Raw genomic sequence first — 24048 nt, forward strand, 5'->3', positions numbered from 1 at the left:
CCGCTGCTGCCGCCGCGCCCGCCACCGGCCGGGGGTCGCAGGCCGACGCACCACCCGCGGATCTCGTCGGTTCGCGGATCGCGCGAGCGGCGAAACAGTACGCCTTGACTGCGGAGGGTGCGCACGAACTCGGCTTCGTTGCGCGATGCGGCGAGCGAGGCGCGCACAATGCGTTCGATGGTGTCGCGGTCGGGTTCGATGGTGGCGGTGCGCATGGCTTGTTTGGCCTCCCCTCGGGCGATGCCCGCGGCGCGGGCAGCGGCGTAGATCTGGGCGCGGTGGTAGCCGCGTGTGGTGCGGCCGTCGAGACGGCCGAGTACCACGCGCAGGCCGTGGCGTTCCTCGAGCTGTCGGCAGGCGTCCTGGGCGCGGGCGAAGTCTCGATAGGTGTTGACGCGGGTTCCGTCTTCGCGGACGGCGCTCGCGGCAATGTGGATGTGGTCGTTGCCGCGTACAGACAGACCATGTCGTACGGCGGCCCAACGTGCATCGGCGCGGCCTGTCTGGTCGCCGGAGAACTCCATGATCTGCATGAATTCGTTGGCGATGGCGGCCCACTTCTCATCGGGGAGTTGGCCTTCGTCGGCGTGCAGGCTCAACGAGCAGTGCCACACGTTGCCGTCGCGCTTGGGCTGGAGTGGGTTGACCACGGGGCGGCCATCGGCGTCGATGATGGTCCGGCCCTGCGCGTCCCGCAGGTAGTTCGGCACGGTGACCACCGTGCCGAAGGCGCGACGCGGCGCGTCGATCTCGCGGGCGACGACGCGCGCTTGAGCGATGGTGAGTTCGCCATCGAATCCGAGCCCCATCACCGAATCGTGTCCCGCGACAAGGTGCGGATTGTGGTGCTGGTTCTCGTCTCCGGGTCCGGCGAGGTAGGCCAGCAGCCCACCCATCTCGGCACCGCGCGTGATTTTAGGAATCACCAGGACACCACCTTTTCAATGGCGGTACCGGCGCGGTCGGCGTACCTCTCGACGGCGGCGAGAACGGCGGCCAGTTCTGCGCCCTGGTCGCCGAGTTCGCGGGTCGCGTTGGTGACGCGAGCGATCTGATTGAGGTTGTTGCCGATCTTGCGCAGCGCTCCTTGCACCCGGAACAGTTCGTGGATGAGTTCGCGGAACTCATCCGGTGCCACCGGGAGCTCATCGGCGAGCGCGGCCTCACGCAGCAAGCGCGCTGTGCTCACGCGAGCGAGGTCGGCGAGCTCCTGGAGGTCAGCGTCCTCGGCGGGACTAACTTTGACTTTGATGGCCTTCGTGCGTGGGCCGTCTCCAGAGTTGGCGGTGCGCCGGCGCCTCTCGGCGCGGGTGGCATTGCGACTTGCTGAGTTGCGAGACAGCATCCGGACCGCCCGCGGTTCGGGCTGAGGCGTGACGTCTTCGGACATCTCGACACCTCCCCTTCTCCGTGCGGCCTTGCCGCGCGATTCCGGCCGTGAGCTGACTCCAGTTCAGCACGGCCGCGCCGCAGGCGCAATCGCCTGCCTCACTTAGGGCCTCTAAGTGCATAACTTGCTCCCGCGAGGAGCTTTAGCGACGAGCGGTGCGGCGGTTGGTACTGCTGGTTTGATGTGGCGCGCGCCGGCCTTCTTCGGCGCGGCGCAGCACGCGCAAATGGGCGGCGCGCGGCGTCGCACCGGCCTACGATGACGGACATGTCTGATCTCGATGAGCTGGAGACTGCGATCCGTCAACAGGCGGAGCAGAAGATTGCAGTGGGGCGGGCGCTGGCTGGCTCGCGCGACAAACTGTTGTCCGCAACGAATGACTACCGCCGGGATTTCGCGGAAGCGCTGAAGCACTTCACCGAAGCGGAGCTGAAAACGGTCGGGTTACTCATTGACGGGATCCGACCGGCTCCCAAGCAACCGGCGCGAGGGAAGGCCGCAGCGAAGGGCAGCAAGGCGGCGAAGACTGCTACGCCCGCTAAGGGCGAGGCCGTACAGGCGGACAAGTCCGCGGGAAACACCGAGAGTCTTGCGGCGGCACCGGTCGACGGGACAGAGTCAGCGACGGCCTGAAACGCAAAAGAAGGGGGGCCCGGCCGCTGCTGCGGCCGGGCCCCCCTTTCGGTGTAGGGCGGGTGACTAGGTATGCGGGTGTTCGCGTAGATGGGCGAGGCGTTGGCGCATTTCTCGCCATAGCCTTACGGCGTCGCCGGTCATCTGCTCGAGGTCGCTGATCGGTGCGTATGCGTCCGACATTTGTTCCATGCGCGCGCCGTGCTCGGCGAACGATCGGCGGTAGCTGTCTTCGACGACTTGCGCGGCGTCGGCCCATGCGGTGAGCGGCAGTCGCGTGGTGTAGACGTTGGCCAGATACATGAGGACGGATTGCGGCGAGGGGCGCGGTGTGACGGCGAGATGCCCGCGGGCGCGCGCCGCGACGGCTTGCGGTGTGGGGTCGGCTCCACCGACTGCGAGCTGTCGAATCAGGCCGATCGCGGTCCGGGGTAAGTGGCCTTGTAGATCGTCGTCCTGGACGTAGGCGAGTACGGCGGCGGCCTGTGTGGCGTCCAAGTTCAGCAGAGCGGCCACCAAGTTGTTCTCCGGATCGAAGACAGCTGCCGCCTCGGCCTCGAGGTGCTCGACGATCGCGTCGTATACATCGCGTTCGGGTGTGGGCGCGAGCTGACTACTGTTCCCCGCCGGGATGACTTCGGGGTGCGGATGGTCGTCGGGCTCGATCGGCTCGCGCATGCGAGGTCGTCTCCCTCCCTGCCGCCGGTGTGTGTCGCGGCGCAACGTGCCCCGTCCGTGCTCGGGTCGGCCCGGGTGTGTCCAGGGTATCCGGGCCGCCGGTGCCGCTGACCATGAATCGGGTCGCGTGCGCTTCGCGGGTCCGTTCGGTCGGTGTGTGCGTCGTGAGGGGCTGCCGCGCCAACTTCGTTGGCTTGCCACGGAGAGAAAGTGGGCGCGCTGGGAAGTGGTGTGCCGGTTGGTGGCGCGGCGGGTGAGTCGGGTGTGCTGCCGGTGGTGTTCGGTGACCGGCCCGCCGGAGAAAGACAGCATGGAGCGCAGCGGAATTCCGTTGCCGGGCGACCGTGCGGCCGCCGGCGGTCTGCTACGCGGTGCGAGCGCTGGCGCGGGCGTTGGCTTGGCTGACTCGGGCGCGCATGGCTCGCCATTGGCGAACGGCGGTGCCGGTGAGTTTCTCGAGATCTTCGATGGGTGCGAACTGGTCGGCCATTTGTTCCATGCGCGCGCCGAACTCGGCGAAGGATCGGCGGTAGCTGTCTTCGATGACACGGGCGGCGGCGGCCCATGGGTCGGATTTGATGCGGGAGGTGTAGACCTGGGCGAGGTAGAGAACGATGGTGCGGTGTGAGGGCTGGGGGGTGATGCCGAGCGGGCCGCGTGCGTGTGCGGCGACTGCGGCGGGTGAGGGCTGGCGGCCGCGGTGGGTGAGTTCGGCTATGGCGGTGAGGATGACGCGCGGCATGTGGGCGGCGAGATCGTCGCGGGTGACGAGTGTCAGGATGTCGGCGGCTTCGGCGGTGGTGGCGTTCAAGAGTGCTTCGATGAGTGCGTTTTCCGGGTCGATCTCCGTGAGCATCTGGGTACCGGGATGCTCGGCGATGGCGGCGACGACGTCGGCGAGCGGGTCGGGGTCGGGGACCGGGCGCAGGTCGCGGGCGGGCTGCGCGGGTGCGGCGGGATGGTGGTGGCGGGCGTGGGGCTGGGTGGACATCGGGTGTTCCTCCCCGCCCCACCTTCCGCAACTTATATCTAACGTTTCTTACGTTATGAACGTGGCGGAGGTGGGGCGTTCGGCGGTGGACGGGCGGCTAGATGAGGGTGAGTTGCTCGGTGTCGGCGGCGATGGCGTCGTAACGCCGGGCCTTGGCCGTGTGTTCGGCGTGCTCGGCCTCGAGTTGCGCGATGCGATCGGCGAGGTTGGCGGCAGCGCGGTTCTGCTCGGCGCGCCGGTAGGGCGCTTCGACGGCGGCGGCCGCGCGGTGCAGGGCGTGCAGATCGTCGCGGGTCATGTAGTGGCGCAGGATGGCCCGGACGATGGCGGCGGCGCGCTCCTTGGTGCGCGGTGGTGCGTCTTCGTCATGGGTCGGCCCGAGCGAGCGGCGGCAGTGCAGGCGGGTTCCGTCGATATCGTCGATGCGGTCGACGGTGAAACCGGCGGAGCCTCCGACAAGATCGATGCCGTTGATCACCGGCCGGTCTCGGCGGTGGTAGCGGTCGAACGAGTGGGGCCGGTTCCCCTCGCCGTACTCCACGCTGAAGCGCTGTACGGTGTCGCTCTCGGTCGGGTTCTGCGACACGATAGTGAATGTGCCGCTGGCCCGGGGGCCGGTGACGGTGTAGAAGGTGCGACCGGTGGTGTAGTCGGTGCGGATGGTGGCGTGTGCGTCGGCGTACTTGCCCAACTCGAGGAGGATCCGCGAAGGGTCCGCCGGCGCGGTCGGGGCTTGGCGCGCGGGGGTGGCGGCTCGCGGTGCGGGCTGCTGGCGGGGGCGTTCGGCCGGGGGCAGGGTGAGCACGACGGCGAGGGCCTGGGCGAGCTGCTCGGCCTGCCCGCCGGGGCCGGTGGTGATGGTGCGGGCCTCGTGGTCGATCTCGGCCCCGGCTCCGGGGGTGACCTGATAGCCGTAGCGCTCGAGCTGCTCGACCAGGGACGCGGCGAGGGCGGCGGCCGGATCGGCGACCGGTTCGACGGTGACCGGCTCGCCGTCGAAATTTTCGATGCCGTCGGTTTGGGAGATGTCGAAAACCGGCGCCATGCGAAACCGGGTCTTGGTCTGGGTCTCGCCCTCGGCGGCGCTGTCGGTGGGCGCGGGCTCCGCGTTGTTGTCGTTCTTGACTTCCTCGGTGCCGCGAGGGGCGACGATGCGCAACGCGCGCTCACCCTTGCGGATGGAGCGGCCGCGCATCTGCCACCCGCGGAAGTTCTCGACGTCGGTTACGTCCATGCCGCGCTCCTGGCCCTGCTTCTCGAGCATGGCGCAGTTGCGCAGCGAGTAGCGCAGCATCTTCGGGGCGGTGCAGCGGCTGAGTTTGGAGATGAGCGCCGCGACTGCGGCGGGGTCGGACAGCAGTGCGTCTGCCTGGTCGCGAATCGCGGCATCGGCGGCGTCGCGCTCTGCTCGTTCGGCTTCGCTGTAGGTGCGGCGCTTTCCCATGGTTCCTGGCTCCTCAATCCTCGTTAGCGGTAATTAAATTCTCTCATTTCTTACGTTTCATTGCGGCGGAATCGGCCCGATGACCGGGCGACGCCGTACGCGGCTCGCGGCCCATCTCCGCGCGCGGTCTACCCAGTTATCGGCCTGCGGGCGCGCCGGGCGGCGCTGGACGGACAGCATGTGCCATGCCTGGTTGTAGGCGGCTGCGAGGTTGGCGTGCCGGTCGCTGTAGCTGAGGGCTTCGCCGGAGCACTCGGGATTGTCGAATATGCCGACAGTCCATTCGGTGATCTCGTCGCGGCTGCGGGCAAGGTCGTTGTCTGCGCTGGTGACGAGCAGGTAGAGGGTGCCGGTCGGGTCCATGAGCGGGCCCGCTTCGACCTTGATGGCCATGCATCCGCCTCCGGTGCCGACGATGCGGACGGTATCGACTCCGGCGAGCTGGGCGAGTAGTTCGGCCTCGTGCTGGTGGACGGCGAGCAAGTGGCGGGCCTGGTGGTCGGGGCCGGGGGTCTCGGTGGTCATGGTGTCGGTTCTCCTTCGGTCGTACTGGGGGCTTCGGTGGTGATGTCGTCGTGTGTCACTGCGGCCGTTCGGGGGAGTCGCGCACGATGGCGCGCACGGATTCGACGGTTTTGCACCGCAATCCGAAGTAGGCGCGAACCCTGCTGGCCTGGATGTCTGGCGACAGCCTCGTGAAGGCGTCTTGCAGGGAGGCACTGAATACGGTGATCTCGGCGAGGATGACGGCGCGGTAACCGTCGCCGGTGGCGGTGATCTCGAGGTGTGTCGGGTGGTCGGCTTCGGTGGTGGTGGCCATGGTGGGCGCTCCTTGTGTCGGTTGGCGTTCACGCGGGCCGGGCATCTAACGAATGCCCGGCCCGTGTGGCTGCCGGGTGGGTGTTAGGACAGAACGGGTTTGATGCGCATGGCGTCGATGTAGCGGGCCTCGGTGTAGAACTCCGCGGCTTCCTCGCTGAGGTCGCGCACGTGGTCGCCGGTTCCGCCGGTGTCGAGCACCTTTTGCGCGGCCTCGATGGTGTTGGCGGCGGACTCGAGGCAGAACGCCACGCGCCGATCGAGGTAGGCGTGGAACTCGGCGGGGGTCTTGGAATTGGTGCCGGTGCCGATCGCTTCGCGGATGGCGGTTTCGATGCGGGCGGGGGTGCTGTAGCGCGGGGTGCGGGTGAGGTGCAGGCGCTCGATGGTGCCGGGCTCGCCCTCGGCGGTCCATTCGCCTTGGGGGGTGTAGCCGTGCTCGATAAGAGCCTGCTCCGCGGTGGTTCCGCTGTAGTCGATGCGCTCGACGAGCTCGTGTACTTCGTGCCCGGCGGCGGTGGTCTCGACGGTCTGCACGTGGATGATGGGGCCGGTGTGCTTGGGATGGCCTTCGGGGGCACGGCGGGCGATGAGTTCGGGCATGGCGGTGTGTTTCCTTCCTGGGGTGGGTTCACCGGTTGCGGGGCCGGCGGCGGTTCTTGCGGGCGATGCGATGGGGCCGCAAGTGGGCGTTCATCGGCTCGGCTGGTCGTCGGGGTCGGGCTGGTGGGGTTCGCGGGGGCTGGTGAGGGCCTGGGCGAGGCGGGCGGCGTCGGCGTCGCTGATCTGGACCCATGCGCACAGTCCGGTTCCGTCGCCGTAGGTGATGGCGAGAACGTATCCGCCGGTGCGGATTTCGCGGGCGGCGGTGACAGTGTCGCCGTCGCGGAGTCTGTCGGTGACGCGGACCAGGGTGCGCAGCGGCGGCGCGCCCGCGTTGGTGATCTGGATGTCTTCGGGTGTGGGGGTGGCGAGGGGGATACCGGCGGCGGTCGCGAGGGCGGCGGCGAGGTCGGCGGCGTCGGCGTCGGTGAACTGCGCGTAGTCGTGTGTGTCGTCCTCGAGGCGGGAAAAGGTGAGCTGGATGAGGCTGTCGGGTTCGCGGGTCGCTACGACGCCGTCGCCGTCGTGATCGAGGAATCGGGCCAGCACTGCGCCGGGGGTGTGGCTCGCGTCGATGAGCGCGGTGGCGAGCTGGGCGGCGTCGGCGTGGTCGATGCGGGCGTATTGCCGGGTGCTGGCGCGCTTGATCGTGAGGGTGAGCAGGTCGGCGGATTCGCGCGCGAGGTGTACCCGGATGCCGTGAACGTCGTTGATGCGGAACAGGATTGGTGCGGTCATGGGTGGGTTCCTTCGTGGTTGGCTCAGCGGAAGGCGGCGTAACGGGGTGAGCGACCGATGTCGATTCCGCGGGCTTTCATGACGGGATTGGTTTCGCCGTTGGCGGTGGTGAGGCTGGCGCGCACGGCCTCGGCTTCGATGAGCACGGTGTGGCCGACCGCGAAGCTCTGGTGGACACGGTCGGCCATGCCGTTGCGAAATGACACGTCATAGACCGTTTTGCCCGCGTCGATGTATCCGCCGTTGCCGTCGCTGCGCTGGTGGTTGTCGATGACGGTCACGTAAAGGGTTTTCGTGCCTCCGTCGTCATATTCGCGAATGTCGGAAATTCGGGCGATATTGCCTTTGATAAGGGCGCTGCTCATGGTGGCTTTCCTTTCCGGTGAGGTGGTCGCGGCCGGGTGGCCGCTGGGTTCCCCGCCCCGTGACGGGGCGGGGTGGTACGGGTTAGAGCACTCCGAATTCGGCGCGCAGGGCGTCGACCTGTTCGGCGGTGGGTGCGGTGGCGGGCGGGGTGCTGGTGGCCCAGAGACCGGCACTGATGCGCAGCTCGAAACCGGCAAGGCCGCTGCCGGTGAGCTGTTCGGCGAGCTGCTGTACGCGCTCCTGCATGGCGGCGCGGTAGGCGGAGACGCCGGTGGCGAGGTCGGTCGGGAATCCGAATTCGCCGAGTCGGGCGTAGGCAAGAAGGGCTTTCACGGTGTCGGGTGCGGCATGAGCGGGGATGGCGAGGGACACGCGGCGGGCGTAGCGGTCGGTCTGGGTCATTTCGGGGCTCCGTTCTCTCCGTTGCTGTTGTAACTATTCTATCTTTCTTACGTTTTGAATTCGGCCTTTCCGGCTTCTTTGAGGGGTGATGATTGTCTCGGTATTTTGGGGGTTTGGGGTGTTGCTTTTTTCTTTGGCCTCCCTTGGGCTTGGCTGCCTCCCGGCGAGGGCGGGGGTGTCGGGGGCTGGCCCCCGTGCACGCCCGGAGGGCGTGGGGTTGTTGGGGTTTCGGTGGACGGGCCGGGGGTGGCCGCGGTGGTGGACCCTTCGGATGGCTGGGGCGCTTTCGATCGCCGTGGGGGCCGGCAGGGCAAGGTGTGGGTTTTGCCTTGCCCTGCCGGCCCCCACGGCGATAGCCCTGGGTTGCCGTCCGGAGGGTCCGCCGCCGCCCCCGGTCCGGCCGCCGCGCGAGCGGAGCTCGCGGAGTTCGGCGAGGGGTTACGGCGCCGGGCGGCGGGCTGGGGCTCGGCCTCCTTGGGCGCGGGTCGGCTGGGGGGTGAGCCTGCGGGAGCTGCGTGGCGGCGGGAGGGCTTGGTGTCGCGGTAGCTCTAGGCGTTTTCGGTGTTGTGGTGGGGCTCGGCGGCCGGGTCGGCGTGTGGGCGGGTGTGTTGGTTGGGCGTGGGGTGAGCGGCTGGTATGGGTGAGAATGGTCGGATCGTGCGGTAGGGACGGGAGTTCGGTGATGGCGGATGTGTCGGGCGTGGATCGTGAGGTGGCGCGGTTGCTGGCGGTGTGGTCGCCGGTGAGCGCGGGTGATGTGGCGGCGATGGTGGCCGGTGAGCGGTTTTCGCCTGCGCTGCCGGTGGATTCGGGTGTGCGGTTCACGGTGGCGATGCCAGCGACCGGCGCGCGGGCCTGACGTTCGGGTCCGGCCCGCGGGCGCTGGGTGGTCTAGTTGGTCACGTCGTAGTCGCGCGGGTATTCGGCGTCCTCGACGGTGGAATTCGCGCCCATGCCGGCGGGCAGGCGGGTGCCTTCCCAGATCGTTGTGAACCGGTATCGGTGTAGACCGGGCTCGCGGCGTTCGGTCATGGCTACTTCGACGATGCGTTTGCGGGCGCGAGAGATCTTGGATTCGCGAACGTGTGTGATGAGTTCGTGGAAGGTGTCGAAACATCCGCAGACCTGCCATGCGGTGTCGGCATCGTTGCGGATCAGCAGCCGTAGCGGCATGTGCATGGGCGTGTAGTGGATGGTCATGGCCGGTTCCTTCGGATTGTCGCTCGTGCGGGCACGGCTTGGTGCCCGCATGAGTGTTGTTGCGGCGGTGGGTATTTCGATTCGGTTGGGCGCGGCCGCGCTAGTACCAGATGCCGAGTTGGTCGGGGTGGTGGTTGCGCGGTTTCCGGCGTCGGCGGCGGCGCGGTGCGGCGGGTGCGGCGTCGGCGGCGTCGAGGTCGACTGTCGTATCGGTGGGCGGGGTGAGTCCGGCCGCGAGGGCTTCGGCGCGTTGGTGTGCTTCGGCGGCGGCCTGTTTGCGCCGGTTGGCTTCTTGTCGGCGATGGCACGGGCCGTCCCATCGGCAAACGACGATGTATTTGTGGAGTGCTACGCCCCAGCGGGCCTCGCGTTCGAGCCATCGGGTGCGGTCGTCTGAGTGGATGGGCCAGAATTCGCGGGTGCCTTTGCGGGCACACCAGAAGCATTTGAAGCACCAATAATCTGGGTCTGACCATGAGTTCTTTCCCCATCCTGTCTTGTATTTGGTCATCGCTGCGGGGCGGCCGGGCCGGGGCGGGTGGTCAGGGTGGCGTGTGCGGCGAGGGCGGCGGCGACGGCGTCGGTGGCGGGGCCGTGGGCGAGGGCGAGGTGGAAGCGGGTGCAGGGTGCCCATGCGTTGTTGGTGCGGTCGTAGACCCAATCGGCGGTGTCGATGTCGATGGTGAACACGCCGGTTGTGGGGTCGGGGTGGGCGAGGACGATGGTGCCGATGGTTTCGGCGTCGAGTCGGTCGCTGAGTTTCTGGGCGTATTCGGTTGCGCTGGTGGGGGTTTGGTGTGGTGCGTATCCGGCGCCGGCGCTGTGGTCGGTGTGGTGGTGTGTGTCGGGGTCGGGGGTGAGGAGTTCGCGGTGGGCGAGGGTGGCGAGGCGGGCGAGGGTGGTGGTGAGTGGGGCTTTGAGTTCGTGGGGGCGGGTGCGGCGGTCGGTGTGCGTGCGCTGGTCGTGGGGGAGTTCGAGGCGTAGGCGGTGGGTTCCGGTGCCGTCGCGGTGGATGGCGGTATCGAGGATGAGGGATTGGAATCCGGGCCGGGGGCCTTGGATGCGGGCGGTGAGGGCGTGATTGTCGCCGAATACGGTGTATTGGACGGGTTGCCATCCGGTGCCGAGTCGGTCGGCGAGGCGGCGGGGCACGGTGGCGAGGTTGATGGTCATTGCGGGGCCTTTCGGGGTGTGGCCCGCGGCAGCGGGCCGCGCGCCGGCGGCGCGCCGCCCGCGCGTGCGCGGGTGGTGGCGTGTGTTTGTGGTGGTGTGTTTGGTTGGCGGCGGCGGACCGGAGGTGCGGGGGCTGGGAGTTGTCCGGGTGAATGGGGGCAGCACGGAGCGCAGCGGAGTTCCGTTGCCCGCGGCCGCGAGGGCCTGGGGGCGGCCCGGCCGGGGTGTCCGGTCGGGCCGCGCGCGGGCTTAGGGGGTGGTGGGTTCGGGTCGGTGTCGGCGGGTGAATGCCTGGTAGTCGATGAGGAATCCGTGGGCGAATTGGGTTGCCTCGGGGCCGAATTCGGCCGGGCCGGACAGGTGGATGTGGAAGCCGTGCACGTCGCCGAACGGTCCGCAGACGGTTTGGTCGGTGTCGATGAGCACGCGCACTTCGCGGTCTGTCCAGGTGCGGACGTAGCGGCTTTCGTCGTCGCGGATCGCTACCTGGCAGTCGATGGCCTCGCTCATGGCCTCGAGCAGGTCGCGGCGGGTCCGGTCGGCGTGGTCGGCGGCGGTCTTGGCGGCCCGGCAGAGGGCCAGTGCGTTGCGGACGGGGGTGATGACTTCGCAGCGGGCGGTGTAGGCGAGGTCCTCGATGCTGGATCGGCTGTCGAGTTCGGCGGTGTAGAGGTGGTGGCCGGTTTCTGTGGCGTAGGCGGCCAATGTGGGGTCGATGTGGCGGACGCTGCCGATGAGGTGGTAGCGGCTGGCCTCGGTGGTGTCGGGGGTGAGGGTGAGGTGGATTCCTTCGGTGTTGGTGAGGGTGGCGTGGTCGGGCTGGTCGCGGTGGCGTGCGGGTTTCCATTCCTCGTCGGTGACGGCGGAAATGCGGTCGGCGAGTTCGTAGGCCAATACGCGGATATCGGTGAGGGTCATGGTTGTTCGTGGCTCCTGGTCGGGGTGGTGGGGAAGACGAACGGGGCCGCGCCGGGTGTGGCGCGGCCCCGTGGGAGGGGGTGGAGGTCAGTCCTCGTCGGTGGGCTCGGCGAGGGGCTGGGCCTCGGGTTCTTCCTGGGTGTCCTGGTCGTCCTCGGCCGGGTCGTCCTGGCCCTCGTCGTCCTGGCCCTCGTCGGCCGGGGTGTCCTCGGCGTCCTGGTGCTCGTCGGCGTTCTCGGCGGTGGCCGGGATGTCGGCGGCGGGGGTGCCGGTGGCGATGGCCTCGAGGGCTTGGGCGGGGGTGATCTCGCCGAGTGTGAGCCGCTCGACGATGCCGGGCGCATATCCAAGGGCGATGAGCTGGCGCAGGTAAGGCCGTGACAGGGTCATGTCCACGGTCCAAAAGACTCCGGCCTGTGGTGCGGAGATGCGCCAGTAAATCGGCTTGTCCTCGCGCGGGTGCATCCGGCCTTCGATCGCTCCCATGGCCAGACCGATCGAGATCATCTGGGCGCGGGCGAGGCTGAGGCCGTGGTAGATCTTTCCGTCCTCGAGCTTGGCCGTGGTGGTGTCGAGCAACGCGCACGCGGTGGCGCGGGCGCTGTACTCGTTGAAGATCTCCGGGGCGCTGGCTTCCAAGCGCATTCGCCACATCTGGACATCGGTCGGCACCGTGCGCGGAATCCTCGAGAGCCATTCGGCGACGAACGTGCGGCGGGCGAGGGTCTCGAGCTTGGCTTGCTTGTTGAGAATTCCGACCGCTTTGCCGTTGAGTTCGGTGCTCTTGGCGCTGGTTACGGTCTTGGGCTTGCGCAGACCGGCGCGCTTGAAATCGAGGCAGTAGTAGCTGACCTCGACGTATTCAGCGGTGCGCACCTGCTCGGCGTGGTACATGCCTTCGGCGGCCTCGCGGGCGGGGTCGCGGTAGGTGTCCTGGTCGATGCGGTCTTCCTCGACCGGCTCACCGGTGGCGGCGTCTACGGTGCGGTCGCTGATCTCGAGGTGGACGGCCCACTGTGCGGCGGCTATGTCGGCCTCGGTCACCGGATCGCCCTCGGGGGTGCGCAGGTCCTCGATGGGCACGTAGAGCTTTTCGCGTTCGCTCGAGTAGGGCGCGCGGGGCAGGATGCGAAATCCGCGCTTGGCGTACGGGGCGGCGGCCTCCTCGATGAGTGCCGCGACCCGGCGGGCCTCGCGCAGCACCGCGAGTTCGCTGCTGAAGGTGTCGCGTTTGGCGGCGGCGACGAGCCGCGCCATGGCCTTCGGGTCGTTCTCGAATTCCTGGGCCTCGACGGCTTGCACGAGATCGAGTTGGCCGCTGATTGCGACCTGCCGGGCCTTTCCGGCTCCGCGCAGGGCCCTGATCGCCCTCGCCTGCTTGGCACCGATTCCCAAGTCCTTCAACGCTTTTGCTTTGACCTTGGCGGGCAAGTCGAGCCCGGCCAACTCTTCTTGTGCCTGGTAGACCTGCTCGTCGGTGAGTTCCTGGCGTTCGTTGTTGGCCTTGACTCCTCCGACCAGTTCAGCGGCGCGTTGCAGGGCCTCGCCGTCCTTGGGCAGTCGTACGACGTATTCGATTACGGGGAGTTTGGCGGCGCGGGCGGCGAGGGTTCGCCGCTGTCCGTCGTAGATGCGGACCGTGTTGTCTTCCAACAGGAATGCGACGGGGAGTTGCAACAGTTCCTCCCTGACCGATTCCACGTATTCGCGGTCGATCTTGGGCGGCGCTTCGGTCTCGGTCTCCCCGGTGGCGGCGTTGCGGACGTTGCGGCGGACATCGACGTGTCGGGGGTCGATGGGCCAGAGCACGCGGCCGGTCTTGCTGGCGGCGAGGCGGGCACGCAGTTCGGCGGCGGCCTCGTCCGACAGGGGGACCGGCTCGAAATCGGCTTCGGCGGCGGCGGTGATCTCGGCCGGGCTCATGGTGTGGGTGGTTGTCATTGCTGGTGTCGTCTCCTAGAGTGGGACGGCAAATGCCCCGGCCTGCTAACGACAGGCCGGGGCATTTGCCTTGTGGGAGTGGGGGATTTAGAGCAGGTCGGAACTGACGACGCTCTCCGGCAGGATGGCCGTGGCGTCCTTCGCGATCTCTACGGGCTCGGGCACGGTGCCGAGATGGCTATCTCGGTCGATGCACCAGACCGGGCTACCGGCGGTCGTCGCGCGGGTGGCGTACGCCGAATCGATGTAGTGCCCGGTTTCCTCGAGGACCAGGGCGACCTTGTCGATGAGCTGGTTGTGTTCGCTGGCGTTGTCTCCGACTCCGTTGGCCTCGGCGTCGATGATGATCGCGACGATTTGCATTCCCTCGGTGGAGCTGGTGAGCGTCCATCGCTCGTGATCGGTGTAGGGGACGCTCACGATGTCGTCGGGGTCGTCGGGCTCGAGGCTCTGGCCGTGCTCGATGACGTAGTGTCCGGGGATGCTGGCGCGTTTGACCAGCAACAGCACCAAACCACGGGCGGGAATGGGGTTGTGGAACTGCTGGGCCACTGCGGCGATGAGGGCGGGCACGTCGGCGATGATGTGATCCATTGCGGGGCGTTCCTTGTCAGTCGGCGAGGCGGGGCAAGGGATTGGCCGGGCGCGTGGTGATCGCGTCGGCGAGGGTGTAGACCGCGAGCGGGTGGGCCTGCTCGGCGGCGGGAACGATGCCGTAGGGCTGATCGGTCTCGATCGACCAGACGGGGTGACCGGTGAGGGCGCGGGCGGCGTAGGTGGCCTCGAGCTGGGTTCCTCGGTCGCGCAGGTGGAATGCGGCGGCGTCGATGAGTAGGGCGTGTTCGTAGCCGTTGGCTCCGACGTAGGTGGCGGTGTCGTCGATGACGACGGCGACGGCGGTGGTGGCGACCATGCCGGAGGTGAGTTCGATGATGGCGTTGGTGTCGAGCTGCTCGACCGGCGAGATGGTGACGTTCTCGACGATCGAGTAGCCCTGGCCGGTGGCCTTGGTCAGCAGCAGGACCAGGGCGCGGGCGGGGATCGGGTCGCCGAACTGGTCGGGCAACGATGCGATGAGGGCGGGCACGTCGGCGAGGTGCACGGTGGGGCGTTGGAACATGGCAGGGCCTTTCGGGTTGTCGAATTGTGTTGTGCCGGTGAGGTTGTGGCGTATTCAGCGGCGGCGCGGGTGGCGCGGGATCTTCTCGTTGTCCATTTCGGCGATGATCCATCCGCAGATCGGACAGACCCGGTCGGCGTCGCGGTAGTCGTGGCCGCGCAAGCGGATGTTCACGGTCCGATATCCGCTGCCTTCGCAGGTCTTGGTTTTTCGGAATTTGAATGTCCAGAACATTTCTTCGCTCCGGTGTTTCTCAGCGCTGCTTGTGCCGGTTGACTTTCAGCGTGGATTTCGCGTTTCCCTTCGCGCCGACTTCGTAGCCGCAGACCGGGCATTTACCGTAGGTCCATGCCTGGGTATAGCTGCGTCCCTCGAGTCGGGAGGGGTGGAACACGATGTCTTTCGGCTTCCGACCGGTGCCGGGGCACGGGGTGTATTTCGGCATCGAATTGCCCTTTCGGGGTTGTCGAATTGGAGTGGGGGCGCACTATTCCGCTGAGGTTCCTACGCCGCCCAGTTCGGTGGGTCGGCGCGTGACTGCCTGGTGTCAACCTTGGCGCTTCCGTGGGCCTTACGGCCGTTCTACCTGGGACAAGTCCCGCCGGTGGTATCCGGCGGCCCGTTGTGCGGGACCAGGCTGCGAAAGTCGGTATGTTCGCGGCGTGCGCTGTGAAGTTCTCAAAGGACGGCGGTGCGGTGGGCGGGTCCGGAATTCCGGTCCCACCCCCTTACCGTGTAACTACAATCTTACGTTTCTTACGTTTTCACGCCGAATTTATGCGGCGTGATAGCCGTCACACTATCGGGTTCCGAATTCGGGGGTGTCGATGCCGAATTTTGCGGCGGCGATTTGTCCGGCGGCGAGAATGTTGCGGATGAATTCGACGGGGATGGCGTGGGCGTGGGCGGTCTGCATGAGCTTGACCAATTCGGGGGCGTCGCGGTGGGCGCGGCGGTCGGCGGCGTCGGGCTGCTGGCCGTGGGCGGCGGCCTCGGCATCTCCGGTGAGGGCGGCGGTTGCGGCGTGGGCGGTGGCCTCGTAGCTGGCGATGCCTTGGCCGGTGACGTAGTAGAGGACTGCCGCGACCGAGAGCATGTGTGCGCGCTGGTGGCCTCGCAGCTGGTTGCCGATGGCGGTGTAGACCTGGGCGGCGGCGGGGATGTCGATGAGGGCGAGACCGAACAGGGCGGCGCGGGCGTCGCGGTGCAGGGCGAGAACGGCTGTGCGGGCCGCGATTTCGGTGGTGGGTACCTGGTTGCGGGCGATGATGCGGGCGAGGCGTCCGAGGATGTCGGCGTGGAATCCGGGGGCGGCGGCTTCGGTGTCGGCGGCGATGAACTGGTGCACGGTGGGTTCGGGGCGCTCGACGAAACCGGCGGCGTAGTCGGCGCGGCCGGGCAGGATGATGCGGCCGTCGGCGACGGCGGCGACGGCGGCGGCCGTGGTGGCGGGGTCGGGGATCGTTCCATCGTTGCCGTGGCACAGGTCGACGTAGGCGGCTCCGCGCTCGAGCAGGTGGGTGTAGGCGTAGCCGTGCACGGGGGTGCCGTGGAATTCCTGCTGGTCGCGGATGGCGTCGCCCAAGCGCAGGGCGGCTCCGGCGCGGCGGGCGTTGGCGATGACGAGAATGCGGGCGCTGTCCATGTGTTCGCGGCGCGCGAGGCGCGCGAGGTGGGTGGAGATTCCGGCGGGGGCCTGGTCGAGTTCGACGTCCAGGACCATGCTCACGCGACCGGCGCGCAGGAACACCAACACGATGATGTCGGCGGGCATGTATCCGAGAAATGCGGGGGTGGCGGCGAGGTGTTCGGAAATGGTGATCGCTTCGGCGTTGGTGATGGTCATTTCGGGTTCTCCTGCTCGGTTGGTTTCTGGGTGAATTGGTGTCGGATGGATATTCAGGCGGTGTGCAAGCGGTCGTAGAGTTTTCCGATGATTCGGGCGTTGTCGTTGCGGTGCTGGTTGAATGCCTCGGTGAGGCTCGCGAGCCGCTCGTAACCGGCGCGCAGCACTGCCAATTCGGCGTCCTTGCGGCTCCTGAAGGTGGGCACGTCGTCGCCGTTCAGCCCGTATGCGACCCATTCGCGCTGGTCACGGTGGGAGCGGCTGATACCACCGATGTACATATCGGACAGGTATTGACCCTCGAGTTTCACGTAGAAGCTCTCGACCGCGAATCGGTCGGCCGTGCCGGTGGTCTTGGTGTAGATCCGCATTTCGGGGCTCCGTTCCTTCGCTCCAACTTGATGTAACTATTCTATCTTTCTTACGTTTTACTCGAGGCATTTCAGACTCGCCGAGGGTGTGTTGTTTTTCTCTTTTTTCTTTGTCTTTTGCTCTTGCTTTTTTTGCCCGGCCTTTGCAAGCCTGCCTCCCCGGCGAGGGGCGGGGGGTCCGGTGGGGCAGCGCCCCCCGCGCGCGGCCGCAGGTCGCGGAGGTTTTTCGGAGCACGGGCCAGGGGAGGGGTGTGGGTGTTGGTGTCGTCCTTCGCTGAGCCTGGGGCGTCTCCGATCACGGTGGCTCGGTGCGGGGCAAGCGCGCTTTTTGCTTGCCCCGCACCGAGTCACCGTGATAGCCCCTGGTGGGCTCGGCGGAGGTCGACACCAACACCCTCCCGGCCCGGGCGACGCGCGGCCGGCAGGCCGCGGAGGAACAGGTGCGGCGCCACAGCGGTGCGGCCGCGCTGGTGCTGGCCGCCTCGAACGTAGGTCGGCTGGGTGGTGAGCCTGCGGGAGCTGCGCTAGGTGTGGGAGGGCTCGGTGCCGCGGCAGCTCAAGGGTTTTCGGGTGGTTGCACGGGTCGTTGAAAATACGAACGGGTGCGGCGGTGTCCTAGGCTTCGGGCATGTCCTCGGACAGGGCTTTGACGACTATCGGAGAGTTGGATTCGGGTGCGGATTCGACCACCGCATCGGAGACGATCGATGCGGTGAGGGTTGCTGGATTTGAACGACCGGGTGTCGGTCCAGTGCGGCGAATTCTTGAGCGTTTGATGCGTCCGGACCAGGTGCAGGTCGAACGTGATCTGGTCGAAGTCTTGATAGAGGCGATCCTGGCGGATCGGACAGCCTTGTCGGGCAGCGCTCGACCGCATCTCAGTCTGAGCAAGGTCGTCAGGCAGATCGATCATCGCGCGTTCGAGCGGCAGGAGCAGGTTAGACATGATCTGACCACCGCGATGACCGAGGTCGTCTTGCTGGACAAGCTGGAATGGGTTGTCGAGGGCAAGAATTGGCGCTTGCCGGAGGTCCTCGATCCCCATCCTGATCTTGACCTGGATCTCGATCACGCTCGTCAGGTTCGTTGGAGCACGCCGGAATCGGCACGGATCGTCCAGGTGGCGAAGGATCTGGGTTTCGCGGAATCCGATGCCGAACGCGCGTTGAAGTTCATCCGCGCCGCTGAGGCGTGGTTCAGCGCTGAGCGCGAGCCCGCCTCGGATCCTGGCATGCTGCGACGACAACGGGTGACCGCGCGGTTCAAGCCCCCGGGCAGGGCACGGGGGAACGGGATCGCGACGTTCGGAATGGGCTTCAACGTCTATGGCATCCATAGCAGTGAGGAGTGGTTGCCACAGGCGTTGCTGCGGGCAGATAGGCAGCGGCTGCGGTCCGCCGTGGTGGCCGCGATGCCCCGCAACGCGGTGGCGGCGGTGTGGGCGGTGTTCGAGCCCGTCGTGCTGGGTGCCCGGCAGGAGGCTGGGGGATGGCTCGGCGATGGGGTCGATCCGTTTGCGCCGTCGCGAGTGGTGGGGCTCGATGAGCTTCTTCCGACGGCGCGGTATCAGTGCCGTTTCGTGTTGGTGCATGCCCTTGAGCACCTGCGCGCGTTGTTGATTCACCGGTATCTGGCCCGGACGAAACCTCCGGGCCGGTTGTTCGTGGCGCGTCGTCGCCTGACTCGTGGCCCGAACATCCGCAGGTCGACCTTGTTTTTCTTGTCGACCTGCGGGACTGGCGCGCGTCTGAATTAGGTTGCGCTGCACGCGGTCCCGCGCTTTCGCGCTGGAGGAAGCGTGTACCTCTCTCTGCTGTTCTTCGTTGGTGCTGTGCCGTATGTCGGTGCGGTGATGTGGTGGGTGCTGGCGGCCCCGGTGCTGGCGTTCGTGGCGTTGGTGGTGGTCGCGGGCTTGGTCGTGCTGATGGCCGGGTCTGAGCGCGCTGGCCGGGCTCGGTGGCTGGTACGGGAGTTGCTGTCGGTGCTGCGGCGCGGTGGTCGCCGGTGAACCGGGGTCGGGGTCGTCCGATGCTGTGTCCGGAGGCGGTGTTGGCGCGGGTGGTGGCGTTGCATTTGGCGGGCTGGTCGGATCCTCGGATCTGCGAGGTTCTCAATGGTGAGGGTGTGCCGACTCCGACCGGTCGGGCGCGGTGGCAGCGCTGTCATGTGTGGCGGTTGCGTCGGACCGCGGCGGCGATGCGCCTGCTCGATGTGCAGGCGGATCGCGCGGCGTGAGTTGGGGTGCCGGCCCGATCGGTCCGGCACCACGCGGGGGGTCGGGCTGATCGGTCCGGCCCTCTGCGGCCCGGCCACCACTGCGCGGTTTCCGGCGCATCGTGGCTCCGGCAGGCCGTGATCTCTTCGCATGTTCTGCGGGAAACCGGTTGGGATTCTTTGCGTTACGAAAGTCGCTGTCGGTTGTTGTCCCCTGGTTGACGTGTGTGTTTGCTGCTGTCGATCGGTGCTGTTACCTTGTTTTCAAGGGGAGAGTTGTATTCCCCAGCGGCTCCGGTCTGTAGACCGGGGCCTTTTTTGTTGTCCTCATCCGTTTTTCAAGCCCTCGGCAGCTGCCGGGGGCTTTCGTCGTTTCTGGAGGTTTGCGTGTCGAGTTCGATGCTGTCGGTGGCGGTGGAGTCCGCGGCTATGGGTGTGTGGCCGGTGGTGGTGTTCTTGGGGGTGGTCGTCGTGGTGACGGTGATTGCGCTGGTGCGGGCGAATAGGGACGATGTACCAAGGGTTTTCGCCGCGTTCGCCAGTGCTTTCGGCTTTCGGGTGGTGCGGGTCGATGACGACACGGCCCCAGAGCCGGCGGCGGATGCGGGGGATGCGGCCGCTGGTGATGCGGCGACGGAGGTGGGCGAATGAGCAAGCGGTATATGCGTACTGACCAGGTGGAGCGGCTGGTTGTTCCGAATGGTGCTGCGGCCGAGATGGTCTCTCGCCTTCGGGAGGCGATAGGCCAACATCGGCAGCTGGAGTTGGACTTCAAGTGGTTCAACGATGGCGATCCATGGGCGAAGCGGATGGGGCCGTTGGATGTCTTGGAAGGGATGCTGGACGGACAATCGCTGCGCGCGATTGCCGGGTCTTCGGACGGCGGGGAAGTGCTGAACGAGTACGCGATGCTGATGGACAGGTTGCGGCTGTTCTTGGCGCGCCCTGATCAGTTGTCTCCGAACGGTCGGCCTTGGCAGGACGGCGATGTCGATGCCGAAGAGTTCGCGGCGTTCCTGCGCAGACTGCGTGTGAGCCGCGTTGACACCGTCCTCGCTCGCGTTCTCAATACCTCAGTTGTCGCCAAGATGGGAACATGCTGGTCGCATGATTCCCCGTCGGCGCTGCTGGTTCTGCGCAGGGGAGGCCGCAAGTGTCCGCAGTGCCCATGCTGGGTGCCCGCGAATCCACCGTCCGCGCATGGGCGTAGTCAGGGGCGGCCACGTGTGTATTGCAGTGACGGTTGCCGTCAACGGGCGTATCGGCGACGTAAAGCCTCGGTGGCGGGGGAAGGTGAGGGGTCCGGGCGTTCGGCGGCACGGTGGTGAGCCTGCGGGAGCTGCGTGGTGGCGGGAGGGCTCGGTGTCGCGGCAGCTCGCGATAGTGGTGAGCGGCAACGGGTCCGGCGCCCGCTTCGGTTCGGGGAGGCGGATGTGTGTCTGGCGCGGCCGGGCGGGGGCCGGTGGTCCGGCCCCCTGGCGGTCAGCTGCCGGAGACCGGATGGTCGCGGATTTCCTCGAGTTCGCCGTAGCAGACGGTGCAGATGAGTTCGGTGAAGGTGAAGGGCTCTGGAGCGGTGGTGGCGGCGGGATTCGTGCAGCCGGTGGTGGAGCAGATGGTGGAGGTTGTGGTGGTCATCGCGGTTGCCTTTCTGGGTGGGATGTTCGGGCTGCCCGTAGGGCTACCGCGCCGGTGGGACGCGGAAAAGGATCGGCGGAGCCGACCGCGTAGCGGCGTGTCCTTTGGAGCGTCTCGCCGGTGTGGTAGGGCTGTGTCCAGCTCGATCATCTTGCCCGGAAAGGGGGCCGTGAGGGCCACGGCCGGAAGGTTGCTTCACCACCGGCTGCACGAATTCCGTCATCGCCGGAATGCGCTGGGACGTGGCCACTTTCGACGTGCGTCGGATGGATGGTGAGCCTGCGGGAGCTGCGCTGGGTGTGGGAGGGCTCGGTGTCGCGGTAGCTCGGATCGAGGCCGTGGTGTTGCTAACCGGCGGTCACGGCGGGAAGTGCGGATGGGGGAGTCCGGCGCTGAAGTATGGGCGTTGATCTGCGGTTTCGTTGCAATTTCGAACCGACCGTAAGAAATGTAAGAATTGTAATATAATAGTTGCATGACTTTGTTGTTGGAAACGCGGCCTGCACCTGTAATCGACGCGGCGATTCGTGGGAATCGTAAGGTTTCTGCTGTGGCGATTGGTTCTGATATCGAGGTCGTGGACACCGAAGGTCTGCGTACGCGCTGGTCGGCGTGCTGGAAGACGGCGGCCGCGGACAGGTTCGTGCAGGTCAATTGGTGGGGGTCTCGGCCGACGGCGTTGTTGGTGTCGGCGGGGATGTGGCAGGAGCGCCAGAAGCTGGATCGGGCTCTGCTGGTGCCGGATTCGCGCGTGCACGAGCGGACTACGTCGGATGCTCGTACGCAGTTGACGGATGTGCTCGATGATCTCGAGGCGGGTGTCCACACGGTGCTGCTGTTTCATGGCAAGGCGAAAGCTGTTGTGGTGCCGTATGTGTGGGCGCGGCAGGCTTTTCCGGAGTTGATGTTGGCCGTGCCGGCGGATCCGCTGCACACGGATGTGGCGTGGGACGGGGAATTGGCGTTGGTGCTGAATCGGAGTCCGCGGGCGGCGCGGCGGTTCGAGCTGGAGTTCGCGGGGGCGGCGGATCCGGATTTCGAGGCTGATCGGGTGTTGCTGTCGTCGTCGAGTGTGCAGGCGCGGCGCCGGCAGGCTGCGGTGCGGGTGGTGGTGTATGTGGTCGATGGGCGTATAGAGCGGGTGCGGGCGGTGGATCCGGGTGGGGAGTGGGTTGATCGGGGCGACGGGTATGCGTTGGCTCCGGTGTCGGCGGCGTTGACGCGCGAGGAGATCGACGCGCGGTTCCCGGGGCTGGGTTTGTATCCCGGTGATGCGCGGCCCGCGGCGCCGGGGCAGGCGCGCGAGTACATCGACCTGTAGTCGTAGCGGGTGAACGCTCGCGGGTGTTTGCTGCTCAGGTGAGGGCTGGTTGGCTCTGAGTCCGGTTCATTCGGTCGGGTTGGGGTGTTGTGGGGGCTGTGAAGACATCGTTCGGCGATCGGTGTGGAACGACGGCCGCGACACCGGTGGCGGCAGTCAGAGCTGCCAGATAGTCAGGTAGCGGCGCCACCCACATGCGTGGGAGCTGGCTCATGAACTGGCGGGCGGTGCCGTCGGCTACCCACCCGTCGAGGACTGTGACGCTATGGATGAATGCGATGAGCTTCGCGTCCTGTGGTACGGGGTATGGGGCGGTCGCCGGATCTGTCCAGGCTGTGAGGCCCAGCGTGCGGGCCGCGCGCAGCCCGCGCTGATGCAGGTTCTCTGTCACCAGGTCGGAGACCTCGCGGCAGTCAGCATTGCTCGCGTCGGCGGGTGCGTAGCGGCCCAGGACCATATGCAGCAGTTCTGCGGTGGTGGTGGCTGGGTAGTAGTCGTGCCGCAGTCCGATGTGCCGGTCCCGCAATTGGTCCGCTGGATATGCGCTGGCGAGCGGCCGGGTGTGTGCGGGGACGCGCAACCTCAGCAACGAATGGCCTGTCCCGATCGCATCGTTGGGAGTGAGGCCGAAGCCTACCGTGCCGTCGGTCGCAACTATGTCCCAGCTTCGGCGGACGTGGATTTCGTTGGCGGTCAACCAGTCCGCGCGTCGGTACAGAATCACGGTGGGTGTTCTCCTACCGCCGCGGTGGACGGTTGGTCTAGTGGGCGGGCTGGTGTTCTGCTGCCGCCCAGTGGTCTGCGAGGTCGTCGAATTCGCCCTCCGAGACTCCGAGGGAGAAGTACAGCCATTCGACGGGCGTGAAGTCCAGGGCGACGCCTTCGGCTGATTGGAGCACTGCCGAACCGTCATCGTGGACGACGATGGCGGGCTCCGATATTTCCGTGGTGCGTCCTGCGACGGCGTCGAGAAAGCCGCGCCACTGCGGGATTGAGACGGTGATGACCGGCTGTGCGTCGGGGTCGTTGCCCGGGTTGCGCAGGTACTTGCTGTCGCGGATCAGGATCGTGGTGCCGGCCGATTTGACCTCGACGCAGTTGCCGCCGTTCCCGCCGCTCCGGTGTGCCTTCCGCCAAACGCCGACTTCGACGCAGTTGCCCCCCTGCCCGCCGCTACGGCGGGCCTTCCGCCAGGTCACGGAGTCGTAGGTGGTCATCGCGTAAGTCCTTCCAATGCAGAGATGATGAGGTTCGCTGAGTCGGCGGCGCTCAGCGCTTTCTTGTCGATGTCGCGCCAGATCCGCTCATAGGCGGTGAACTCGTCCTCTTTCTGCAAGTACATCGCGCCGGTGAGCGTGTCGACGTAGGCGAGCGGCGGTTCGATTGGCTTGCCTCTCGGGTCGTCGGGGAACTCCAGAAGAGTGAACGAATTCGCGGCGGTCATGCCGCCGTGTCCGCCTGCTGACCACGGCAGAATCCTGATCGAGATGTCTTTGCGTTTGCCCATGTCCAACAGGTGTTCCAGCTGGGGCGCCATAACCTCCGCGCCGCCGACCAGACGACAGGTGACGGCCTGGTTGAGTACGACGACGAGTCGCGGCGGGTTCTTCCGCGCGAGCACGCTCTGCCGGTCCAGCCTGACCTTTACCTTTTGCTGGATCTGATCTGGGGTATTGAAGCCCGCCGGGATGCTGAACATCGCCTCGGCGTACTGCTGGGTCTGAAGCAGTCCCGGGATGAGCTCGGATTCGTAGCTGCGGATCCTGGTGGCGGAATCCTCCATGACGACGAAACGGCCGAACCATTCGGGTAGCTCGGTGTTGGTGTAGTCGTGCCACCATGATTTCGAGCGGCCGTTCCGGGTCTCCGCAGCGAGCGCCAGCAGAATTTGCTGGTCTTCGTCGCATGCCTCGTAGAGATCGAGCAGTGCTTTGACGTTCGGCACGGTGTAGCGGACGGCCTCGTGGCCCTCTTCCATCCGGACGATGGTCGATCGGCTGATCCCGAGCGATTTGGAAACCTGCTCCTGAGAACGCTTGCCCCGCAATGTGACTAGACGTCGGCCGATGTGCCGCCGGATAAGCGCGGTACCAACCGTGTCCAGTGCCATGTCAAGCCCCTCCAGTCGCCCCGAGTTGTGTCACGCAAATTAAACAACGACACATCTCCAACTCACAAGGCTACTCCGGGGCAGACTCACGCCGGTTTTGCCCATTTTTAGCCAGGTTCGCATCATGCTGCC

The 24048-nt window shown here is 66.8% G+C and carries 33 protein-coding genes; 8 read left to right on the plus strand and 25 right to left on the minus strand.

Annotation, left to right across the window (positions count from 1 at the left end; genetic code table 11):
* Together NY1_RS36005 and NY1_RS36010 are read right to left on the minus strand one after the other, a co-directional pair.
* Positions 1-926: relaxase/mobilization nuclease domain-containing protein (locus tag NY1_RS36005; protein ID WP_157762675.1), on the minus strand; the 926-nt coding region annotated here is incomplete at its 3' end.
* The gene (locus NY1_RS36010; protein ID WP_084536000.1) at positions 923-1390 is read right to left on the minus strand and encodes a plasmid mobilization protein; all 468 of its coding nucleotides are present in this window, start codon (positions 1388-1390) and stop codon (positions 923-925) included. The genes NY1_RS36005 and NY1_RS36010, both read right to left, overlap by 4 nt.
* Before the next feature lie 267 nt (positions 1391-1657).
* Between NY1_RS36010 and NY1_RS36015 the strand changes: the two genes are divergently transcribed.
* Positions 1658-2023 carry a hypothetical protein gene (locus NY1_RS36015; RefSeq protein WP_067721654.1) on the plus strand — a complete coding sequence of 122 codons (366 nt, stop codon included), beginning with the start codon at positions 1658-1660 and terminating at the stop codon, positions 2021-2023.
* 66 nt (positions 2024-2089) lie between these two features.
* On the opposite strand, the gene NY1_RS36020 is transcribed toward NY1_RS36015, so the two are convergent.
* The 9 genes from NY1_RS36020 to NY1_RS36060 form a co-directional block, all read right to left on the minus strand.
* On the minus strand, positions 2090-2701 hold the full coding sequence (locus NY1_RS36020; protein WP_067721655.1) for a hypothetical protein: 612 nt from the start codon (positions 2699-2701) through the stop codon (positions 2090-2092).
* A 364-nt stretch (positions 2702-3065) separates the two neighbouring features.
* Entirely contained in the window at positions 3066-3692 is a 627-nt protein-coding gene (locus NY1_RS36025; RefSeq protein WP_067721656.1) for a hypothetical protein, read from the minus strand.
* 97 nt (positions 3693-3789) lie between these two features.
* Entirely contained in the window at positions 3790-5136 is a 1347-nt protein-coding gene (locus NY1_RS36030) for an ArdC-like ssDNA-binding domain-containing protein (protein WP_067721657.1), read from the minus strand.
* Positions 5137-5193: 57 nt separating this feature from the next.
* Positions 5194-5661 carry a hypothetical protein gene (locus NY1_RS36035; RefSeq protein WP_067721658.1) on the minus strand — a complete coding sequence of 156 codons (468 nt, stop codon included), beginning with the start codon at positions 5659-5661 and terminating at the stop codon, positions 5194-5196.
* A 55-nt stretch (positions 5662-5716) separates the two neighbouring features.
* Complete coding sequence (locus NY1_RS36040; RefSeq protein ID WP_067721659.1) at positions 5717-5956, minus strand: hypothetical protein; 240 nt, start codon at positions 5954-5956, stop codon at positions 5717-5719.
* 83 nt (positions 5957-6039) lie between these two features.
* Positions 6040-6558, minus strand: coding sequence for a hypothetical protein (locus NY1_RS36045; protein WP_067721660.1), 519 nt, complete (start codon positions 6556-6558; stop codon positions 6040-6042).
* 90 nt (positions 6559-6648) lie between these two features.
* Positions 6649-7296, minus strand: a complete 648-nt coding sequence (locus tag NY1_RS36050) for a hypothetical protein (RefSeq protein WP_067721661.1) — start codon at positions 7294-7296, stop codon at positions 6649-6651.
* A gap of 23 nt (positions 7297-7319) precedes the next feature.
* The gene (locus NY1_RS36055; RefSeq protein ID WP_067721662.1) at positions 7320-7661 is read right to left on the minus strand and encodes a hypothetical protein; all 342 of its coding nucleotides are present in this window, start codon (positions 7659-7661) and stop codon (positions 7320-7322) included.
* An 82-nt stretch (positions 7662-7743) separates the two neighbouring features.
* Positions 7744-8064, minus strand: coding sequence for a hypothetical protein (locus NY1_RS36060; RefSeq protein WP_067721663.1), 321 nt, complete (start codon positions 8062-8064; stop codon positions 7744-7746).
* A gap of 682 nt (positions 8065-8746) precedes the next feature.
* Between NY1_RS36060 and NY1_RS43375 the strand changes: the two genes are divergently transcribed.
* Positions 8747-8923, plus strand: coding sequence for a hypothetical protein (locus tag NY1_RS43375; RefSeq protein ID WP_157762676.1), 177 nt, complete (start codon positions 8747-8749; stop codon positions 8921-8923).
* Positions 8924-8955: 32 nt separating this feature from the next.
* Here the strand turns inward: NY1_RS43375 and NY1_RS36065 are convergent, their stop codons facing one another.
* Positions 8956-9264, minus strand: coding sequence for a hypothetical protein (locus NY1_RS36065; protein ID WP_157762677.1), 309 nt, complete (start codon positions 9262-9264; stop codon positions 8956-8958).
* Here NY1_RS36065 and NY1_RS36070 point away from each other — a divergent pair.
* Positions 9263-9661, plus strand: coding sequence for a hypothetical protein (locus NY1_RS36070; RefSeq protein WP_157762678.1), 399 nt, complete (start codon positions 9263-9265; stop codon positions 9659-9661). The two genes, NY1_RS36065 and NY1_RS36070, sit on opposite strands and share 2 nt — an antisense overlap.
* 110 nt (positions 9662-9771) lie before the next feature.
* Here the strand turns inward: NY1_RS36070 and NY1_RS45245 are convergent, their stop codons facing one another.
* The 9 genes from NY1_RS45245 to NY1_RS43900 all read right to left on the minus strand — a co-directional run bounded on the left by NY1_RS45245 (position 9772) and on the right by NY1_RS43900 (position 16633).
* On the minus strand, positions 9772-10437 hold the full coding sequence (locus NY1_RS45245; RefSeq protein ID WP_067721666.1) for a hypothetical protein: 666 nt from the start codon (positions 10435-10437) through the stop codon (positions 9772-9774).
* 249 nt (positions 10438-10686) lie between these two features.
* The gene (locus tag NY1_RS36080; RefSeq protein ID WP_067721667.1) at positions 10687-11355 is read right to left on the minus strand and encodes a hypothetical protein; all 669 of its coding nucleotides are present in this window, start codon (positions 11353-11355) and stop codon (positions 10687-10689) included.
* Between the two features lie 87 nt (positions 11356-11442).
* On the minus strand, positions 11443-13296 hold the full coding sequence (locus tag NY1_RS36085) for a hypothetical protein (protein ID WP_067721668.1): 1854 nt from the start codon (positions 13294-13296) through the stop codon (positions 11443-11445).
* Positions 13297-13383: 87 nt separating this feature from the next.
* Positions 13384-13890: a hypothetical protein gene (locus NY1_RS36090; protein WP_067721669.1), complete on the minus strand. Its 507-nt coding sequence runs from the start codon at positions 13888-13890 to the stop codon at positions 13384-13386.
* 16 nt (positions 13891-13906) lie between these two features.
* Positions 13907-14416: a hypothetical protein gene (locus NY1_RS36095; RefSeq protein ID WP_067721670.1), complete on the minus strand. Its 510-nt coding sequence runs from the start codon at positions 14414-14416 to the stop codon at positions 13907-13909.
* Between the two features lie 54 nt (positions 14417-14470).
* Entirely contained in the window at positions 14471-14650 is a 180-nt protein-coding gene (locus NY1_RS36100; RefSeq protein ID WP_067721671.1) for a hypothetical protein, read from the minus strand.
* 19 nt (positions 14651-14669) lie between these two features.
* A complete protein-coding gene (locus tag NY1_RS36105) occupies positions 14670-14861 on the minus strand; it encodes a hypothetical protein (RefSeq protein ID WP_067721672.1) in 192 nt (63 codons plus the stop codon).
* 354 nt (positions 14862-15215) lie between these two features.
* A complete protein-coding gene (locus NY1_RS36110; RefSeq protein ID WP_067721673.1) occupies positions 15216-16262 on the minus strand; it encodes a DUF4192 family protein in 1047 nt (348 codons plus the stop codon).
* A 53-nt stretch (positions 16263-16315) separates the two neighbouring features.
* Positions 16316-16633: a hypothetical protein gene (locus NY1_RS43900; RefSeq protein WP_067721674.1), complete on the minus strand. Its 318-nt coding sequence runs from the start codon at positions 16631-16633 to the stop codon at positions 16316-16318.
* Positions 16634-17261: 628 nt separating this feature from the next.
* Here NY1_RS43900 and NY1_RS36120 point away from each other — a divergent pair.
* The 4 genes from NY1_RS36120 (at position 17262) to NY1_RS43385 (ending at position 20175) form a co-directional block, all read left to right on the plus strand.
* Positions 17262-18389, plus strand: a complete 1128-nt coding sequence (locus NY1_RS36120) for a hypothetical protein (protein WP_157762679.1) — start codon at positions 17262-17264, stop codon at positions 18387-18389.
* A gap of 42 nt (positions 18390-18431) precedes the next feature.
* Positions 18432-18641, plus strand: coding sequence for a hypothetical protein (locus tag NY1_RS36125; RefSeq protein ID WP_067721676.1), 210 nt, complete (start codon positions 18432-18434; stop codon positions 18639-18641).
* Positions 18642-19078: 437 nt separating this feature from the next.
* A complete protein-coding gene (locus NY1_RS43380; RefSeq protein WP_157762680.1) occupies positions 19079-19498 on the plus strand; it encodes a hypothetical protein in 420 nt (139 codons plus the stop codon).
* Positions 19495-20175, plus strand: coding sequence for a hypothetical protein (locus NY1_RS43385; protein ID WP_157762681.1), 681 nt, complete (start codon positions 19495-19497; stop codon positions 20173-20175). The genes NY1_RS43380 and NY1_RS43385 overlap by 4 nt, the downstream gene beginning before the upstream one ends.
* Positions 20176-20329: 154 nt before the next feature.
* On the opposite strand, the gene NY1_RS43390 is transcribed toward NY1_RS43385, so the two are convergent.
* Complete coding sequence (locus NY1_RS43390; protein ID WP_157762682.1) at positions 20330-20485, minus strand: hypothetical protein; 156 nt, start codon at positions 20483-20485, stop codon at positions 20330-20332.
* Between the two features lie 550 nt (positions 20486-21035).
* Here NY1_RS43390 and NY1_RS36140 point away from each other — a divergent pair.
* Positions 21036-21806, plus strand: a complete 771-nt coding sequence (locus tag NY1_RS36140) for a hypothetical protein (protein WP_067721679.1) — start codon at positions 21036-21038, stop codon at positions 21804-21806.
* A 34-nt stretch (positions 21807-21840) separates the two neighbouring features.
* Here the strand turns inward: NY1_RS36140 and NY1_RS36145 are convergent, their stop codons facing one another.
* From NY1_RS36145 to NY1_RS36155, 3 genes are all read right to left on the minus strand, one after another.
* Complete coding sequence (locus NY1_RS36145; RefSeq protein WP_157762683.1) at positions 21841-22503, minus strand: hypothetical protein; 663 nt, start codon at positions 22501-22503, stop codon at positions 21841-21843.
* 64 nt (positions 22504-22567) lie between these two features.
* Positions 22568-23023 (minus strand): DUF397 domain-containing protein, encoded by a 456-nt coding sequence (locus NY1_RS36150; RefSeq protein ID WP_084536006.1) that lies wholly within the window; start codon positions 23021-23023, stop codon positions 22568-22570.
* Complete coding sequence (locus tag NY1_RS36155) at positions 23020-23916, minus strand: helix-turn-helix domain-containing protein (RefSeq protein WP_067721681.1); 897 nt, start codon at positions 23914-23916, stop codon at positions 23020-23022. The genes NY1_RS36150 and NY1_RS36155 overlap by 4 nt, the downstream gene beginning before the upstream one ends.
* Positions 23917-24048 lie beyond the last annotated feature (132 nt).

This window comes from Nocardia yamanashiensis NBRC 100130, from assembly GCF_001613325.1.
GTDB lineage: Bacteria > Actinomycetota > Actinomycetes > Mycobacteriales > Mycobacteriaceae > Nocardia > Nocardia yamanashiensis.

Excerpts from the sequence above, each read along its gene's own strand:
- NY1_RS36060 (WP_067721663.1), bottom strand. The coding sequence starts at position 8,064 with ATGACCCAGACCGACCGCTACGCCCGCCGCGTGTCCCTCGCCATCCCC.
- NY1_RS43375 (WP_157762676.1), top strand. The coding sequence starts at position 8,747 with ATGGCGGATGTGTCGGGCGTGGATCGTGAGGTGGCGCGGTTGCTGGCG.
- NY1_RS36025 (WP_067721656.1), bottom strand. The coding sequence starts at position 3,692 with ATGTCCACCCAGCCCCACGCCCGCCACCACCATCCCGCCGCACCCGCG.
- NY1_RS36120 (WP_157762679.1), top strand. The coding sequence starts at position 17,262 with ATGTCCTCGGACAGGGCTTTGACGACTATCGGAGAGTTGGATTCGGGT.
- NY1_RS45245 (WP_067721666.1), bottom strand. The coding sequence starts at position 10,437 with ATGACCATCAACCTCGCCACCGTGCCCCGCCGCCTCGCCGACCGACTC.
- NY1_RS36045 (WP_067721660.1), bottom strand. The coding sequence starts at position 6,558 with ATGCCCGAACTCATCGCCCGCCGTGCCCCCGAAGGCCATCCCAAGCAC.
- NY1_RS36095 (WP_067721670.1), bottom strand. The coding sequence starts at position 14,416 with ATGTTCCAACGCCCCACCGTGCACCTCGCCGACGTGCCCGCCCTCATC.
- NY1_RS36010 (WP_084536000.1), bottom strand. The coding sequence starts at position 1,390 with ATGTCCGAAGACGTCACGCCTCAGCCCGAACCGCGGGCGGTCCGGATG.
- NY1_RS36030 (WP_067721657.1), bottom strand. The coding sequence starts at position 5,136 with ATGGGAAAGCGCCGCACCTACAGCGAAGCCGAACGAGCAGAGCGCGAC.
- NY1_RS36105 (WP_067721672.1), bottom strand. The coding sequence starts at position 14,861 with ATGCCGAAATACACCCCGTGCCCCGGCACCGGTCGGAAGCCGAAAGAC.
- NY1_RS36070 (WP_157762678.1), top strand. The coding sequence starts at position 9,263 with ATGGCCGGTTCCTTCGGATTGTCGCTCGTGCGGGCACGGCTTGGTGCC.
- NY1_RS43390 (WP_157762682.1), bottom strand. The coding sequence starts at position 20,485 with ATGACCACCACAACCTCCACCATCTGCTCCACCACCGGCTGCACGAAT.
- NY1_RS43900 (WP_067721674.1), bottom strand. The coding sequence starts at position 16,633 with ATGCGGATCTACACCAAGACCACCGGCACGGCCGACCGATTCGCGGTC.
- NY1_RS36110 (WP_067721673.1), bottom strand. The coding sequence starts at position 16,262 with ATGACCATCACCAACGCCGAAGCGATCACCATTTCCGAACACCTCGCC.
- NY1_RS36150 (WP_084536006.1), bottom strand. The coding sequence starts at position 23,023 with ATGACCACCTACGACTCCGTGACCTGGCGGAAGGCCCGCCGTAGCGGC.
- NY1_RS43385 (WP_157762681.1), top strand. The coding sequence starts at position 19,495 with ATGAGCAAGCGGTATATGCGTACTGACCAGGTGGAGCGGCTGGTTGTT.
- NY1_RS36055 (WP_067721662.1), bottom strand. The coding sequence starts at position 7,661 with ATGAGCAGCGCCCTTATCAAAGGCAATATCGCCCGAATTTCCGACATT.
- NY1_RS36155 (WP_067721681.1), bottom strand. The coding sequence starts at position 23,916 with ATGGCACTGGACACGGTTGGTACCGCGCTTATCCGGCGGCACATCGGC.
- NY1_RS36085 (WP_067721668.1), bottom strand. The coding sequence starts at position 13,296 with ATGACAACCACCCACACCATGAGCCCGGCCGAGATCACCGCCGCCGCC.
- NY1_RS36090 (WP_067721669.1), bottom strand. The coding sequence starts at position 13,890 with ATGGATCACATCATCGCCGACGTGCCCGCCCTCATCGCCGCAGTGGCC.
- NY1_RS36015 (WP_067721654.1), top strand. The coding sequence starts at position 1,658 with ATGTCTGATCTCGATGAGCTGGAGACTGCGATCCGTCAACAGGCGGAG.
- NY1_RS36065 (WP_157762677.1), bottom strand. The coding sequence starts at position 9,264 with ATGACCATCCACTACACGCCCATGCACATGCCGCTACGGCTGCTGATC.
- NY1_RS36020 (WP_067721655.1), bottom strand. The coding sequence starts at position 2,701 with ATGCGCGAGCCGATCGAGCCCGACGACCATCCGCACCCCGAAGTCATC.
- NY1_RS36040 (WP_067721659.1), bottom strand. The coding sequence starts at position 5,956 with ATGGCCACCACCACCGAAGCCGACCACCCGACACACCTCGAGATCACC.
- NY1_RS36100 (WP_067721671.1), bottom strand. The coding sequence starts at position 14,650 with ATGTTCTGGACATTCAAATTCCGAAAAACCAAGACCTGCGAAGGCAGC.
- NY1_RS36050 (WP_067721661.1), bottom strand. The coding sequence starts at position 7,296 with ATGACCGCACCAATCCTGTTCCGCATCAACGACGTTCACGGCATCCGG.
- NY1_RS36080 (WP_067721667.1), bottom strand. The coding sequence starts at position 11,355 with ATGACCCTCACCGATATCCGCGTATTGGCCTACGAACTCGCCGACCGC.
- NY1_RS36035 (WP_067721658.1), bottom strand. The coding sequence starts at position 5,661 with ATGACCACCGAGACCCCCGGCCCCGACCACCAGGCCCGCCACTTGCTC.